The organism is Paenibacillus sp. GCM10023250 (assembly GCF_042653205.1).
Classification (GTDB): domain Bacteria; phylum Bacillota; class Bacilli; order Paenibacillales; family Paenibacillaceae; genus Paenibacillus_Z.
The window spans coordinates 1-13,027 of record NZ_JBHSHY010000034.1 but is presented as its reverse complement, the minus strand read 5'-3'; the positions used below and the strand labels follow the sequence as shown (position 1 = coordinate 13,027).

Here is a 13,027-nt window from a genome sequence, read left to right as displayed (position 1 = left end):
GGTTAGGGGAGGGTCTCCAGGCAGGCGATGGCCTCCTGCAGCGTGGCCACCGGCACGACGCGCAGACGCAGGTGCAGCGCTTCGGCCGCCTGCCGGGCTTCTTCCTCATTGCTGGGGCCGATATACGGGGAATTCGCTTCGTCCTTGGGCACGAAGAAGAGATCGGTGCCTTCAGCTTCCGCCGTGCGCAGCTTGTCGCGGATGGCGCCGACCGGGCCGACCGTCTGGTCCGCCTCGAGCGTGCCCGTGCCGGCGATCGTATAGCGGCCGTCCCGGGAGAAGTCCAGGCCGTGCGATTCCTCGTACAGCCCGATGCCGAGCATGAGGCCGATGGAATCGCCGTAATACTGTGCGGTCTGCCCAATCAGCGCCTGCAGCAGGCTCTCGCGCTGGTCCGGCGTGCTCGGCTTGCCGTCCAGCTCCGCCGCCGAGTCCACCGCGTGCTTGATCGTGTCGTTCTTCATGTCCTGCTCGGCGTCGAGCCGGTCGCCGTACGCCTCTTCCTCGGACGCGCCGACGCGCGTGAACTCCGCGCCCGGAAAGGAACTCACGAGCGCGTACTTCTCATAGCGGTTGCGGGCGATGCCCTCCCGCACGTAGACGAAGTGCACGCTGCCCTTCACGCCGATGTCCCGGACGGACACGATGTCCCCCGGCGCCGTGAAGCTGTAATAGCGGGGCAAGTAGAAAAACAGTCCGACCGCCAGGGGGACGAGCAGCAGCGCGAGGACCGCGATCCAGTGGCCGGCCGGGGTCCGTCTGCGCTTCGCCGGTCTGATAGGCAAGGGTTCCAGGGCGATCATCCGTTCTTTGGTGGAATGAGAAGCGCGAGAATGAGAAGCAAGACGGGTAGAAGCGCGTAAAGAAGCGGGAACGATGTTCCAACGCGAACAATGTCCTATTGTGCCCTAACCATTCGCCGGCATAGGCCGAACTTCCTGCATGAAGAGTTCGTAAACGCGCGGGAAGGCGTGCCGTGCCTGCCAGAGCAGCATGCAAAACGAGCACGGGATGCTATAATAGAGGAGACTTTGACACGCGGGAGGATGGCCCATGTTCGGTAACAAGAAGGACGCCGCGTTCGCCCAGCCGGAGCAGGCCCGGGTCGTGCCGGTCTATACGGTGCACACGCTGCCGCGGCCGTACGAGGTGCTGTGCACGGTCTATTCCGGCAAAGTGGGCAACGGCTCGCCGCTCAACGTCTTGCAGCGGCTCGGGCGCGCCGGGGGCGCGATCCCGGAGTGCGACGCGGTAATCGGCGTCCTGGTCACGCCCGCCGCATCGCTCGCGGTCGTGCACGCCTATGGGACGGCGATCCGGTATATCGGCTGACGTTCCCGGAGCGGGGACACGGCGCTAGGCAAGGAAGCAGAGGACGGCCGCGGCCGCGCTCTGCTTTTTTCGCGTGCGCGGGGAGCTTTTGGGCGAGAGCTGTCGAAATGACAGGTTTCGCGCGCATAATTTTTCGTGCTGACATGGCCGCCGGGGCTGCGAGGGCTGTCAAGGTTTCCCTTTCCAGTTTTCGATTGGGATTTTTAATCGCGGGGACAAAAAAATTGAATTGGCCATATCGCCTTCGATTCTCTATCATTCCTTGATAATAAGTGCAAACAATCTGACGATTTGTGCAAATCCCATTCATCAAGGAGGCTATTATGTCAACCGCAGTCCGCCAAGATACGCATGCCGCGCGCTATGTGCAGTCGATTTACGAGACCGTCGTCCGCCGCAACCCGAATGAGAGCGAGTTCCATCAAGCCGTCCAGGAAATTCTGGATTCCCTAATTCCGGTCTTCGAGAAACGTCCGAAGCTCGCCGAGCAGGGCATCCTGGAGCGAATCGTCGAGCCGGAGCGCATGGTGACGTTCCGCGTGCCCTGGATCGACGACCGGGGCAAGGTGCAGGTCAACCGCGGCTTCCGCGTACAGTTCAACAGCGCCATCGGCCCGTATAAGGGCGGCCTGCGCTTCCATCCGACCGTCAACGCCAGCATCGTCAAGTTCCTCGGCTTCGAGCAGATCTTCAAGAACGCGCTGACCGGGCAGGCCATCGGCGGCGGCAAGGGCGGCTCCGACTTCGACCCGAAGGGCAAGTCCGACGGGGAGATCATGCGTTTCGCCCAGAGCTTCATGACGGAGCTGTACAAGTACATCGGCCAGGACACCGACGTGCCGGCCGGGGACATCGGCGTCGGCGCGCGGGAGATCGGCTACCTGTTCGGGCAGTACAAGCGGCTGCGCGGCGCCTATGAGGCGGGCGTCCTGACGGGCAAGGGCATCGGCTACGGCGGCAGCTTGGCGCGGAAGGAAGCGACCGGCTACGGCTGCGTCTACTTCGCGAGCGAGATGCTGCAGTCCAAGGGGCTGAGCTTCGAAGGGAAGAAGGTCGTCGTCTCCGGTTCCGGCAACGTCTCGATTTATGCCATGGAGAAGGCTGTGCAGTTCGGCGCGAAGGTAATCGCGTGCAGCGATTCGAACGGCTACGTCTACGATCCGCACGGCATCGACGTGAACACGGTGAAGCGGCTGAAGGAAGTCGAGCGCAGGCGGATCCGCGATTACGTCGAGGAGCACCCGAACGCCGAGTACGTCGAGGACTGCTCTGGCATCTGGACGCTTCAGTGCGACATCGCGCTGCCGTGCGCGACCCAGAACGAGATCGGCGAGGAGGCGGCGGAGCGGCTCGTCGCGGGCGGCGTCGCCGCCGTCAGCGAAGGCGCCAACATGCCGTCGACGCTGGCCGCGATCGACGTCTTCCACCGGCACGGCGTGCTGTTCGGGCCGGCCAAGGCGGCCAACGCGGGGGGCGTCGCCGTCTCCGCGCTGGAGATGGCGCAGAACGGCATGCGCATCTCCTGGAGCTTCGAGGAAGTCGATGCGAAGCTGCACGAGATCATGCGGAACATCTACGCGGCGTGCGTGCGCGCAGCCGAAGTGCACGGCCAGCCCGGGAACCTCGTCGCGGGCGCCAACATCGCCGGCTTCCTGCGCGTCGCCGACGCCATGCTGGCCCAAGGCGTCGTCTGACGCAGGCTCCGCGCGCAGCCGGCTCCATACGCAAAAAGCCTTGCCGTTCCCTGAGGGGGGACAAGGCTTTTTGCGTTGTCGGCGGGCACGGCTTCGCTCGACGACCCCGCCGGGTTCGATGCGGATTGCCGCCGTCGAAGCGAAGCGGGCTTCGAAGCCGGTGTCTATAACCGGCGTCGATACCGGTCTGCGCCGCCAATACCGGCCTGCGCCCGCCAGAAACGGCCCGCGTCCTACAGCAGCTCGCGGCGGAGCTGCTCCGGCGACTTCGGCGACAGGTAGCCGAGCGGAAGGTCGAACACCGTCTTGGCGCCGACGGCGCCTTCGCCGCGCAGGCGGACGGCCGCTCTGGCGCAGGCCGCCAGCACGCTGGCGGTGAACTCCGGATTGCTCTCGAGCTTCAGGCCGAACTCGACGAGCTGCTTCGTGCCTTCGCCGGTGATGCCGCTGCGGATGACGAAACCTCCGTGCGGCATGCCCTGATGCTCGTTATGCAGCTGCTCTTCCGTAATGAACGTCACGGTCGTGTCGTAATCCGCGAAGTAATTCGGCATGTTCACGATCGCCTCGCGGATCGCGTCCCGGTTCGCGCCTTCCTCCGCCACGACGTAGCATTCGCGCAGATGTTTCTCGCGCGTGGACAGCGCCGGCGTCTCGCCCGCGCGGATGCGGTCGATGACGGCCTGCACGGGCACGGTGTACTGCACGCCGCCCTTCACGCCGGGCACGCGGCGGATGGCGTCGGAGTGGCCCTGGCTCACGCCCTTGCCCCAGAACGTATAGTCCGTGCCCTGCGGCAGAATCGCCTCGGCGAGCAGCCGGTTCAGCGAGAACAGGCCCGGATCCCAGCCGGTGGAGATGACGCTCAGCGTGCCCGCTTTGCGCGCGACGGCGTCGACCGCCTCGAAGAACGCGGGGATGTTGGCATGGGTGTCGAAGCTGTCGACCGTGTTGAACAGGCTCGCGAGCTGCGGCGTTTGTTCCGGCAGGTCCGTCGCGGAGCCGCCGCACAGAATCATGACGTCGATGATGCCCTTGTACCGCTCGGCGGCGGAGATCGGTTCGAACTTCACGCCGGCGTTGCCGCTTGCGAGCTCGGACGGCGTCCGGCGCGTAAAGACCGCGACCAGCTCCATGTCCGGGTTTTGTTCGATGGCTTTGCGGACGCCCTTCCCTAAGTTTCCGTACCCGACGATGCCCAGCTTGATCGTATGCTGCATGAATAGATCCTCCTCGATAAGTGCGAATCTGGCTTCCCATGGGGGTGAAACCGCTATAGTCCAGTATATAGAGATTACATGAGATGTAAACTATGTACATGCCGGAGAGCGGCTCCGCGGAGCTGTACTTATCCCGGATTTCCCCGAACGTCCGCCTGCTCCGGCTGCTTTACCTGCCGATCCGCCGCGGCGCCGGATTCGCCGTCTCGCCTGCGGGGCGCTTGCGCAGCGAGAGCCGGATCAGCATCGGGCCGGCCATGCTGCCGGCCATGGCCCAGAGCACCGAATGCAGCGGCAGCTTGATGAGGTAATAAAGCGCAGTCCCGCCGACGAGGTCGATGGCGATGAACTTCTTGATCTCCGACAGCGGCACGACCACGACCACGAATTCCCGTTTGCTTCCCAATGCATCCCCCGCCTTTGCATCCGTCTCTCCTGCAAGTGTATGGCCGGGCCGGTTCGTCCGATGCCAGCCGCCACGACATGGAAATAAACGAATAACGCGAAAAAAACCGGCAGGCTTCGGCCTCGGGGGCGCGGAAGCTGCCGGAGTCGGACGGGACAGGTTAGATGCATGTGAACGATTCGACGCGCGATAGATCGAAGCCGGAGAACATCCAGAAGAAGCCGTTCCAGCGGAAGCCGGAGACGGACGTGCGGCCGACGAACACCGGGTAGAACCAGAAGCCCGGACCGCTGCGCGGCCAAATGTACGTGTAGCGGAACCGGCAGCCGGCGATGGCGCCGGGATCGACGGCCAAGAGACCCGCGGACAGCGGCTTCGGCGGAATCGTCTGCGGCGGCGGCGCCGTCGGAGGCTGCGTGCCGGCTGGCGGACCGCCTGGACCGCCTGGACCAAATGGCGGACCGCCTGGACCGCCTGGACCAAATGGCGGACCGCCTGGACCGCCTGGACCAAATGGCGGACCGCCTGGACCGCCTGGACCAAATGGAGGGCCTGGCGGGCCGAATGGAGGGCCCGGCGGGCCTGGCGGCGGACCGAATGGAGGCATGAATGCCATACGAATCACTCCTTGTCGGACGGATGGCGCGCGGCGCGCTTAAAGCAGGGAAATCGTCAACAGGTTGAACAGCACGAGCGGCAGGATGAACCGGTTGTAGTACGGATACAGGAACGGGGTGCCCGGGAAGAAGGCGCGATGAGACCCTTCGTCGTTCAGGCAAATGTAGACGATGCCCTTGTGGCAGTGGACGATGTGGCCTTCGAAGACGTCGCCGTCCATCGTTTCCATCTTGACCAGCCGATGCGTGTGGTCGCAGCAGAGCTTGTGCAGATGGTCGTGGACCGCCTTCAGCGTGTGATGCACCTTGGAATCGCATTGATAGAGCGGCGACAGCTCCTGCGGTGCCGTTTTTTGCGAACTCATGGTTGGCAGACCTCCGTTATCAAGCATGGAACAGTCTATGCAGGCGCCCAGCCCGGGGTTACAGCCCATGGCGGCAGCGCGCCGAACATCACAAAAAACCGCCCATCGGATAGATGGGCGGCTCTTGCCGCGAGTGCGGAGGCGCTGCCGCGAGCGCGGCTGGCCCTTATAACGATTCACCGTTCAGGTAGTTATAGAACGGCACGTCGGTCCAGAAGTCGTACGTCTCGACCTTCACCGCCGGATCGACCTGCTTAAACCCGTCGACGACGGCCTTGGACTGCTCCTTGAGCGAGAAGGATTGCGCGTAGTAGCGGCCGAGCTGGATCTTGTTGTTCGTGATTTCCTTGTAGTCCGCGAGCGGCGTCAGCGAATAGTAGAGCGGCTGCCACCACGAGCCGGCGATGAGGCCGGTCTGGTTCTCCTCGTTCTTCTTGGCGTACGCGCTAATGATGCCGTTGAAGCGATTCTTGTCGGCGGCGGCGGCGAATTCGAAGGCGATGTCGTATTCCTTGGCGTACTCGATATAGTTGCCGTTCGCGATCTGCTTCACCTCGTATTGCTCCGAGACGCGGGGCTCGCCCCACTCTTTCAGGTAGACGAACGCGGACGTCTTCGGTTCGAACTGCACCTTCGCGTCGATGCCCTCGCCGCGCAGCAGGCCGATCAGCTGCAAGGCGTGATTCAGATCGGAATGGCCGTACACGAGCGTCAGCGATTCGACGAAGTTCGGCTCGAAGCGGCTGTCCTTCAGATTGTAGCCCGTGACCAGCCCTTGCTCGAGCGCGGTATCGACGACCTTCTGGAGCTGCTCGTCCTGAATGATGGCGGATTCCGCGTAGGCGTCCGACAGCTGCGCGTAGATGTCCGGGTCGCTGACGCAGCCGATGTAGTGCTTGTACTGCCCTTTAAAGACGAGCACCTTGCCGATCAGCACGTTCGCGAGGTCCGCCGAGACGGCCGCGCCCGGTTTCAGCTGGCCGTAGTAAGCGGCGGGCAGCAGGCCGGTGTCGATGGCGGCGGCGAGCTCCTGCACGGTCTTCGCGTCCAGCGAGGCCGCGCGGATCGGCAGCTTGGCGACGGCCGCCTCCGCCTTGGCCTTCGGGTACGTATAGGCCAGCTCCTTGAGCCCGGCGGCGCGGACCGCGGCCTGCACGGCATGGACGGCGATGAGCGTATTCGAGGCGTTCACGGTATCCGTGGCCAGCACGCCGGTCTGGAACAGCGCGCGGGCGGCGTCGTAGTACGGGCTGTCCGCGGGCAGATCCTTGAACGCGACCGCGTCTTCGGCCGGCGCGAGCCGCGCAGCGCGGGCCAGGTCGAGGAAAAATTCGCCGCGGCTCATGCCGGCGGAGAGCGTAATGCCGAACTTGTCCTTCAGAAACGCCGCGTACTCCGAGGCGGCGATTTCTTTGGCCGCGGCCGGCGCTGGCGCGGCGATCGGCGTGGCGATCGGGACGGCGGCCGGCTCGGCTGCTGGCGCGGCCGCGAACGCCGCGGCCGGGCTGCCGGCGAGCAGCGTCGCGGCGAGCGCGGACGCGAGCAGCGCCCTAGTGCGGGTCGAGTAGGTAACGGTCATGACTATTCCCCCTGCATCGAATAATGGTGTTAAATCATAGCAATTTAGTAGGAATATACTACCATTCGCAATCGTGTGTCAATCACGGATTTACATGATTTCCATAATTGGGATGACAGGGGGGCATTTATTCAGGCGTCGCTTGTCTCCGGCGTCAGCCGCTTCCGGGCCCGCTGGTCCGCGAGCAGCTGCAGCAGCTCCGCCCGGGCGGCGCGCGAGCGGGCGTCCGCGAATGCGGGATGCGCGAGATTCCGCAGCTCCATCGGATCCTCCGTGACGTTGTACAGCTCGTATTCGTCCGGCACGGGCGCCCGCCCGCCGCCCGGCAGAGCGGGCGCGCTGTCGAAGTAGCGGCTCAGCTTCCACAGCTGCTTACGTCCGTCCGCGCCGGCCGCCGCGATGACCGTCTCGACGCCGTTCGGCTGAGCGACCGCGGGGTACGGGCGGCCGAACGGACTGACCTGGTGCCGTCCCCTCGTCGGATCGTCCAGCGTGAGGAAGTAGACCGGGTCGTCCGGGATCATGGGCGGCCGCCCGCCTCCGACGTACGGGGCGAGATTCCGCCCGGGGAGCGGCCGCGCCTCGCTGAAGCGCCCCCGCAGCCGCTGCCGGACGGCTTCGGGGTCGACGCCCGCGAGCCCGAGCAGCGTCGGCAGCAGGTCGACGTGGCTGGTGAGCGCATGGCTGTGCGCCGGCTGCGGGAACAGGCGCGGGCTGTGGATGAGGAGCGGCACGCGGAGCGCCTCCTCGTAGGCGCAGTGCCACTTCTGGTGCAGGCCGCCGTGGGCGCCGAGCAGCTCGCCGTGGTCCGACGTGAAGACGATGATCGTATCCTCGTAGAACGGCGAGCGCTTTAGCGCGTCCAGTACGGCGGCGATCCGGCGGTCGGCGTTCTCCTGCAGCTGGTAGTACAGCCGGCGGTAGAACGGCTCGTCGCCGATCGGCTGGAGCGCGAGCGGGTAGATGTCCCGGTAGCTCGCCTGGCAGCGCGGCTTCGACTGGAGCGTCTCGCCTGCCGACGGGGCCGGGGGAATATCCGGGACAGACGGGCCGGCCTCGAACCGGAACAGGCGCCGCATCCGCGCGGTCGCGGCGCCGTACAGCACGATGTCGTGCGGATTGACGAAGGACGCGACGACGAGCCACGGCTCGGGATGCGCGCCGCCGCGCCGCGCCCGCGCGAGCGCTTCGAGCAGCCGGACGGTCTCGGCGGCATAGACCTCGTCCCGGCCGGGCAGGCCGGCCGCCGCGGAGGAGCCGGAGTTGCGCGGATCCCGCCCTTGCGGCTCGGGGCCGATCCAGCCGGCGAAGCCGTAGCGGCCGAGGCGGTCGGCGCGGGCGTACAGGGCCTCCTTCGCCGGGACTGGCACCCCGTGGCGGGATCATAGCTCGGTACGCTCCGGTGTGTGCCCGGGACGATGATGTCCTCGAAGGAAACATGCCATTTGCCCTTATAATACGTCCGGTAGCCGGCGGCGCGGAAATAATCGCCCATCGTCGGCACCGTATTGGCGTCCAGCCAAAACATGTCGGCGTCGAACGGCTCCTTCGCGATCCCGGGCGTCTGCGTGACGCCGTGGAGGGACGGATACTGGCCGGTCAGCAGGGTGGCGCGGCTCGGCGAGCACGCGGAGCTGCCGATGTAATGCCGGTGGAATTCCAGCGCGTGGGCCTGCAGCAGCCGCCGGGCCGCCAGGTGCCGCGAGCGCCACTCCCGGGCGGCCGGCGTCTCGTAGACGGGCGGGTAACGCTCCTCGTCGACGAGCAGCACGAGGATATTCGGCTTGGCACGGTCCATGGGAATCGCCTCCGCGAGCAAAGTTCTTCCCTAAGCGTATGCGGCGGCGGCCCGGAATACGCGGAAACGTCCCGGAGGTGGTATAATCGGACGAGACCGGCGGTAACGGGACGGGAGAGGGGAACGACATGAGCGTCATACGATTGGAGAACGTGACAAAGAAATACGGGGACGCGCTGATCTTTCGCGAGATCTATTTTCGCTTGAGCCAAGGGGAGCGCATCGCCCTCATCGGCCGCAACGGCGCGGGCAAGTCGACGGTGTTCAAGCTGATCCTGGGGCAGGAGGAGCCGACGTCCGGCAAGGTGGAGGTCGATCCCGGGGCGCGGATCGGCTACTTCTCGCAATTCTCGGAGCTGCATGGGACGCTGTCCGCCCAGCAGGAGCTCGAGCTGTGCTTCGAGGAGGCCGCGCGGCTCGAACGGGAGCTGCAGGAGATCGCGGAGCGGCTAGGCGCGGCGGCGGACGACGGCGAGATGGAGGCGCTGCTCGCTCGGCAGGCGGAGCTGTTCGAGCGCATGGAGCATATCGACGGCTGGAGCGTGCCGGTGGAGATCGACACGGTGCTGACGAAGCTGGGCTTCGACGGCCGCTCGCGGCATCAGCCCGTCGACGAGCTGTCCGGCGGCTGGCGCAACCGCGCGGCGCTGGCCAAGATGCTCGTCCAGCGGCCCGACGTCGTGCTGCTCGACGAGCCGACGAACTACCTCGACATCGAAGGCATCGCGTGGCTCGAACAGTGGCTGCACCGGTTCGGCGGGGCGATGATCCTGATCTCCCACGACCGCGAATTCATCGACAAGGCCGCGACGCAGATTATTGAGATCGAGAATTACCATTTTCATAGCTACGACGGGAACTATACCGACTACATCCGCAAGAAGAAACTGCGCCGGAAGGAGCTCGTCCGCCAGTTCGAATGGGAGGAAGAGCTGCTGCTGATGGAGGCGGAGGGCATCGAGGACCGCGCGGGCCGCAAAGCCGCGAAGGATCGGCTGTCCCGCAAGCTGGCCGACAGCAAGAAGCGTGCCGAGCCGCACCCCGTCAACGTGCTCATTACCGACATTTACGAGCGGCTGCGCTTCCCGGACAAGCTGTGCGAGATCAAGGCCATCGGGCAGCGCTACGAGGGGCGTGAGATTTTCCGGGGCGTGAGCTTCGACATTCAGAAGGAGGACCGGCTCGTCATCGCGGGGCCGAACGGAAGCGGGAAGTCCACGCTGATCAAGGCGCTGACGGGCGAAGAGAAGCCGGAGACCGGCGAGGTGGTCTGGGAGCGGGGCGTCGAATTCGCGTACTTCAACCGGATGTGGGCGGAGCTCGATCCGAAGGACACCGTGAGCCACGCGGTGAACACGTACGGCCTCGGGCTGGACGCGCCGCGCAAGAAGGTGAACAAGTTCCTGTCCATGCTGCAATTCTCGGAGGCGGACTTGAGCAAGCCGATCGGCAGCCTCTCCGGCGGGCAGAAGGCCCGGGTCGCGCTCGCGAAATGCCTGCTCTCCGGCGCGGCGGTCGTCATCCTGGACGAGCCGACCAACCATCTCGACCTGACGAGCATCCAGGTCATGGAGCAGGCGTTGATCCATTTTCCCGGCGCGGTCGTGACGGTCAGCCATGACCGGTTCTTCATCGACAAGATCGGCACGAAGATGCTCGTATTCGACCCCGAGACGGGCGTCACTGAACGGTCCCTGTAACGGGGACTGCCGTGAAACGCACCTTGCGGTCAAGCACGTTCGGGCACAAGCAGAAGCAGGCCGGCAGCCCCTCGCAGCAGGAGGCCGCCGGCCTTTCGCGCGCTTGCGCTCCGCGCAAGAACGGCGCAAAAATAACGCAAAAACAGCGCAAAAACAGCGCATGAATGCGCCAGACCAGCGCAGACCAGCGCAAAACTTCTACTTCAAGGCGAACGCCGCATGCGCCCACGAATAGTCCGGATCCGGCTGCCGGCCGTCCTTGTACGTGGAGATGAGCGCCCAGCGGTCGGCGCCGGAGACGTTCGGGTACGACGCGTGCAGCAGCAGGTCGTGGAACACGAGCGCGTCCCCCCTGGCGGCGGGGAAGTCGACGATCCGCGACGCGTCCAGGCTCGCCTCGTCGAGCCGGTAGACGAAGCCCTTGTTGTCCGGCGCTTCCCCGTCGTGGGCCACAGCCTCGTCGTGCGAGCCGGGAATGAGCCGCAGGCAGCCGTTCTCCGGCGTCGCGTCGTCGAGCGCGATCCAGACGGACAGCTTGTGGCTGCCGTGCCAGTACGAGTAGTCCTGGTGCCACGGCGAACCGAAATCGGTGCTCGCGTTTTTGAACACGATTTTGTCGCTCAGGAACACGACGTCGCCGCCGAGAATCGCCTTCAGCGCCTGGGACAGACGGGGCGCGGCGGCGGCTTCCTTGAACAGCGGGCTGGCAGCGGCCAGGCCGAGGCAGACACCGCTGCCGTCGACGGCCTTCCGCGACAGGACGTCCTTGGCTTCGGCTTTGAGCCGGCCGATCTCTTCCTCCGAAAACAGCTGCTTGACGATGACGTACCCTTGCGTGTCGAACAGGTCCTTGATCGAGGCGGTCATGGGCATTCCTCCTTGTCGGAATCGGGTCGGGCTTAAGATAGATATTCGCCGGCAAGCGGCGGAATCATTCTTTTCGGGGGCGGTTGCCGCCGTTCGCCTGCCCGAAGATTCGCCGCGTTCGCGCCCGCGAAGCCCGGTCCGCCTCGCGGGCTGCGCCTCCCCGCGTCAATTGATTTATCCGGGTGCTTCACATAAGCTAGTGTATGGCGGATCAGTAGCGGCAGGAAGGCGGCTGGTGATTGCTCGCGCTTTACCCATCTTCGATTGGTCAAGGAGGAATGCTCTATGACAACGATGCTATGTCTGTACCCGTTCACCCCGGAGCAGGAAGCGGCCGTTCGCGCCGCCGCGCCGGGCGTCTCGATCGCGTTCGGCCGCCCGGGCGGGCAGGACGACGAGGCGTACCGCAAGGCGGAAATCATTTTCGGCTGGGACGCGAAGGTGAAGGAGGTCGCCCTGCAGGAGGGGACCAAGCTGCGCTGGATTCAAAGCTGGTCGTCGGGCATCGACAGCCTGCCGCTCGACCGGCTGGAGGCGCGCGGCGTGCTGCTCACGGATGCGAGCGGCGTGCACGCCCGCTCGGTGTCGGAGACGGCCGTCGCCATGATGCTCGGCCTCTCGCGCGGCATCGCGGCCGCCGTCCGCAACCAGCGGGCCGGCGCCTGGGAGAGCCCGGAGACGCTGGCCGAGATGAACGGCGGCACCGTTGCGATCGTCGGCGCCGGCGAGATCGGCCGCGAGGTGGCCCGGATCGCGCGCGCGTTCGACATGAGCGTGCTGGCCGTCCGCCGCTCGGGCGGCGCTGTGCCGGAGGCGGACGCGGTATATGCGGCCGACCGGCTGGACGAGGCGCTGCGGGAAGCGGATTACGTCGTGAACATCTTGCCGCTGACGAACGAGACGGCGCATCTGTTCCAGGCGGAGCGGTTCGCCGCGATGAAGCGCGGCGCGTACTTCATCAACGTCGGGCGCGGCGGGACGGTGCGGACGGAGGACCTCGTCGCGGCGCTCGAGCAGGGCGTCATCGCGGGCGCGGGACTCGACGTGTTCGAGCAGGAGCCGCTGCCCGCGGACCATCCGCTCTGGGCGCTGCCGAACGTCATTCTCACGCCGCACAACGCCGGCGGTCTGACCGCGCGCAACGTGGAGCGCCTCGTCCGGCTGTTCGCCGCCAACCTGGGCATCTACTTGTCCGGCGAGCCCGGGAAGCTGCGCAATCTCGTGGACTACGGGAAGAAGTATTGAGCAATTGCCGCACTGATCAAACTGTATGTCGCATCCTAACGCAGAAGAGGACAACCCCGCCCGGGGCCGTCCTCTTCTTTGCGTGTACGCCCAGCATGGGCGTCATCTCTAGGGTGAAAGTCCCGAACGGGGGCTGGCGAACGCCTACCGTTAGCCAAAAGCAAGGGTGTCCGCCGCGAGGCGGAATCTGAAGGAAGCTTACGG

General features: G+C 65.5%; 12 protein-coding genes and 1 pseudogene. 4 read left to right on the top strand and 9 right to left on the bottom strand.

The annotated features are described in order from the left end of the window. Positions 1 to 2: 2 nt before the first annotated feature. A complete protein-coding gene (locus ACFPB1_RS21095) occupies positions 3 to 785 on the bottom strand; it encodes a hypothetical protein (RefSeq protein WP_379228075.1) in 783 nt (260 codons plus the stop codon). A 268-nt stretch (positions 786 to 1,053) separates the two neighbouring features. Between ACFPB1_RS21095 and ACFPB1_RS21090 the strand changes: the two genes are divergently transcribed. Beyond that, a complete protein-coding gene (locus ACFPB1_RS21090) occupies positions 1,054 to 1,332 on the top strand; it encodes a hypothetical protein (RefSeq protein ID WP_379228074.1) in 279 nt (92 codons plus the stop codon). A 323-nt stretch (positions 1,333 to 1,655) separates the two neighbouring features. Next, a complete protein-coding gene (gdhA, locus tag ACFPB1_RS21085) occupies positions 1,656 to 3,026 on the top strand; it encodes an NADP-specific glutamate dehydrogenase (protein WP_379228072.1) in 1,371 nt (456 codons plus the stop codon). A gap of 233 nt (positions 3,027 to 3,259) precedes the next feature. Here the strand turns inward: gdhA and ACFPB1_RS21080 are convergent, their stop codons facing one another. The 7 genes and pseudogenes from ACFPB1_RS21080 to ACFPB1_RS21050 all read right to left on the bottom strand — a co-directional run. Beyond that, on the bottom strand, positions 3,260 to 4,246 hold the full coding sequence (locus tag ACFPB1_RS21080) for a diaminopimelate dehydrogenase (RefSeq protein ID WP_379228071.1): 987 nt from the start codon (positions 4,244 to 4,246) through the stop codon (positions 3,260 to 3,262). Between the two features lie 169 nt (positions 4,247 to 4,415). Further along, on the bottom strand, positions 4,416 to 4,652 hold the full coding sequence (locus ACFPB1_RS21075) for a hypothetical protein (protein WP_379228069.1): 237 nt from the start codon (positions 4,650 to 4,652) through the stop codon (positions 4,416 to 4,418). A gap of 160 nt (positions 4,653 to 4,812) precedes the next feature. Further along, on the bottom strand, positions 4,813 to 5,007 hold the full coding sequence (locus ACFPB1_RS21070; RefSeq protein ID WP_379228068.1) for a hypothetical protein: 195 nt from the start codon (positions 5,005 to 5,007) through the stop codon (positions 4,813 to 4,815). A 300-nt stretch (positions 5,008 to 5,307) separates the two neighbouring features. After that, a complete protein-coding gene (locus tag ACFPB1_RS21065) occupies positions 5,308 to 5,634 on the bottom strand; it encodes a hypothetical protein (RefSeq protein WP_379228067.1) in 327 nt (108 codons plus the stop codon). A 166-nt stretch (positions 5,635 to 5,800) separates the two neighbouring features. Further along, complete coding sequence (locus tag ACFPB1_RS21060) at positions 5,801 to 7,213, bottom strand: hypothetical protein (RefSeq protein WP_379228066.1); 1,413 nt, start codon at positions 7,211 to 7,213, stop codon at positions 5,801 to 5,803. A 131-nt stretch (positions 7,214 to 7,344) separates the two neighbouring features. Beyond that, positions 7,345 to 8,583, bottom strand: coding sequence for a sulfatase-like hydrolase/transferase (locus tag ACFPB1_RS21055; RefSeq protein WP_379228065.1), 1,239 nt, complete (start codon positions 8,581 to 8,583; stop codon positions 7,345 to 7,347). Between the two features lie 119 nt (positions 8,584 to 8,702). Then, positions 8,703 to 9,011 (bottom strand): annotated as a pseudogene (locus ACFPB1_RS21050) (sulfatase-like hydrolase/transferase); the annotation flags it as partial. Between the two features lie 128 nt (positions 9,012 to 9,139). Here ACFPB1_RS21050 and ACFPB1_RS21045 point away from each other — a divergent pair. Then, positions 9,140 to 10,711: an ABC-F family ATP-binding cassette domain-containing protein gene (locus ACFPB1_RS21045; protein ID WP_379228064.1), complete on the top strand. Its 1,572-nt coding sequence runs from the start codon at positions 9,140 to 9,142 to the stop codon at positions 10,709 to 10,711. Between the two features lie 198 nt (positions 10,712 to 10,909). On the opposite strand, the gene ACFPB1_RS21040 is transcribed toward ACFPB1_RS21045, so the two are convergent. After that, positions 10,910 to 11,578, bottom strand: a complete 669-nt coding sequence (locus tag ACFPB1_RS21040; protein WP_379228063.1) for a phytanoyl-CoA dioxygenase family protein — start codon at positions 11,576 to 11,578, stop codon at positions 10,910 to 10,912. A gap of 285 nt (positions 11,579 to 11,863) precedes the next feature. Here ACFPB1_RS21040 and ACFPB1_RS21035 point away from each other — a divergent pair, with 285 nt between their 5' ends. Next, positions 11,864 to 12,823, top strand: a complete 960-nt coding sequence (locus ACFPB1_RS21035) for a D-2-hydroxyacid dehydrogenase (RefSeq protein ID WP_379228062.1) — start codon at positions 11,864 to 11,866, stop codon at positions 12,821 to 12,823. Positions 12,824 to 13,027 lie beyond the last annotated feature (204 nt).

Bases quoted from the DNA above. Each gene is read 5' to 3' on its own strand.
- ACFPB1_RS21060 (WP_379228066.1), bottom strand. From the start codon at position 7,213: ATGACCGTTACCTACTCGACCCGCACTAGGGCGCTGCTCGCGTCCGCG.
- ACFPB1_RS21090 (WP_379228074.1), top strand. From the start codon at position 1,054: ATGTTCGGTAACAAGAAGGACGCCGCGTTCGCCCAGCCGGAGCAGGCC.
- gdhA (WP_379228072.1), top strand. From the start codon at position 1,656: ATGTCAACCGCAGTCCGCCAAGATACGCATGCCGCGCGCTATGTGCAG.
- ACFPB1_RS21035 (WP_379228062.1), top strand. From the start codon at position 11,864: ATGACAACGATGCTATGTCTGTACCCGTTCACCCCGGAGCAGGAAGCG.
- ACFPB1_RS21065 (WP_379228067.1), bottom strand. From the start codon at position 5,634: ATGAGTTCGCAAAAAACGGCACCGCAGGAGCTGTCGCCGCTCTATCAA.
- ACFPB1_RS21080 (WP_379228071.1), bottom strand. From the start codon at position 4,246: ATGCAGCATACGATCAAGCTGGGCATCGTCGGGTACGGAAACTTAGGG.
- ACFPB1_RS21040 (WP_379228063.1), bottom strand. From the start codon at position 11,578: ATGACCGCCTCGATCAAGGACCTGTTCGACACGCAAGGGTACGTCATC.
- ACFPB1_RS21045 (WP_379228064.1), top strand. From the start codon at position 9,140: ATGAGCGTCATACGATTGGAGAACGTGACAAAGAAATACGGGGACGCG.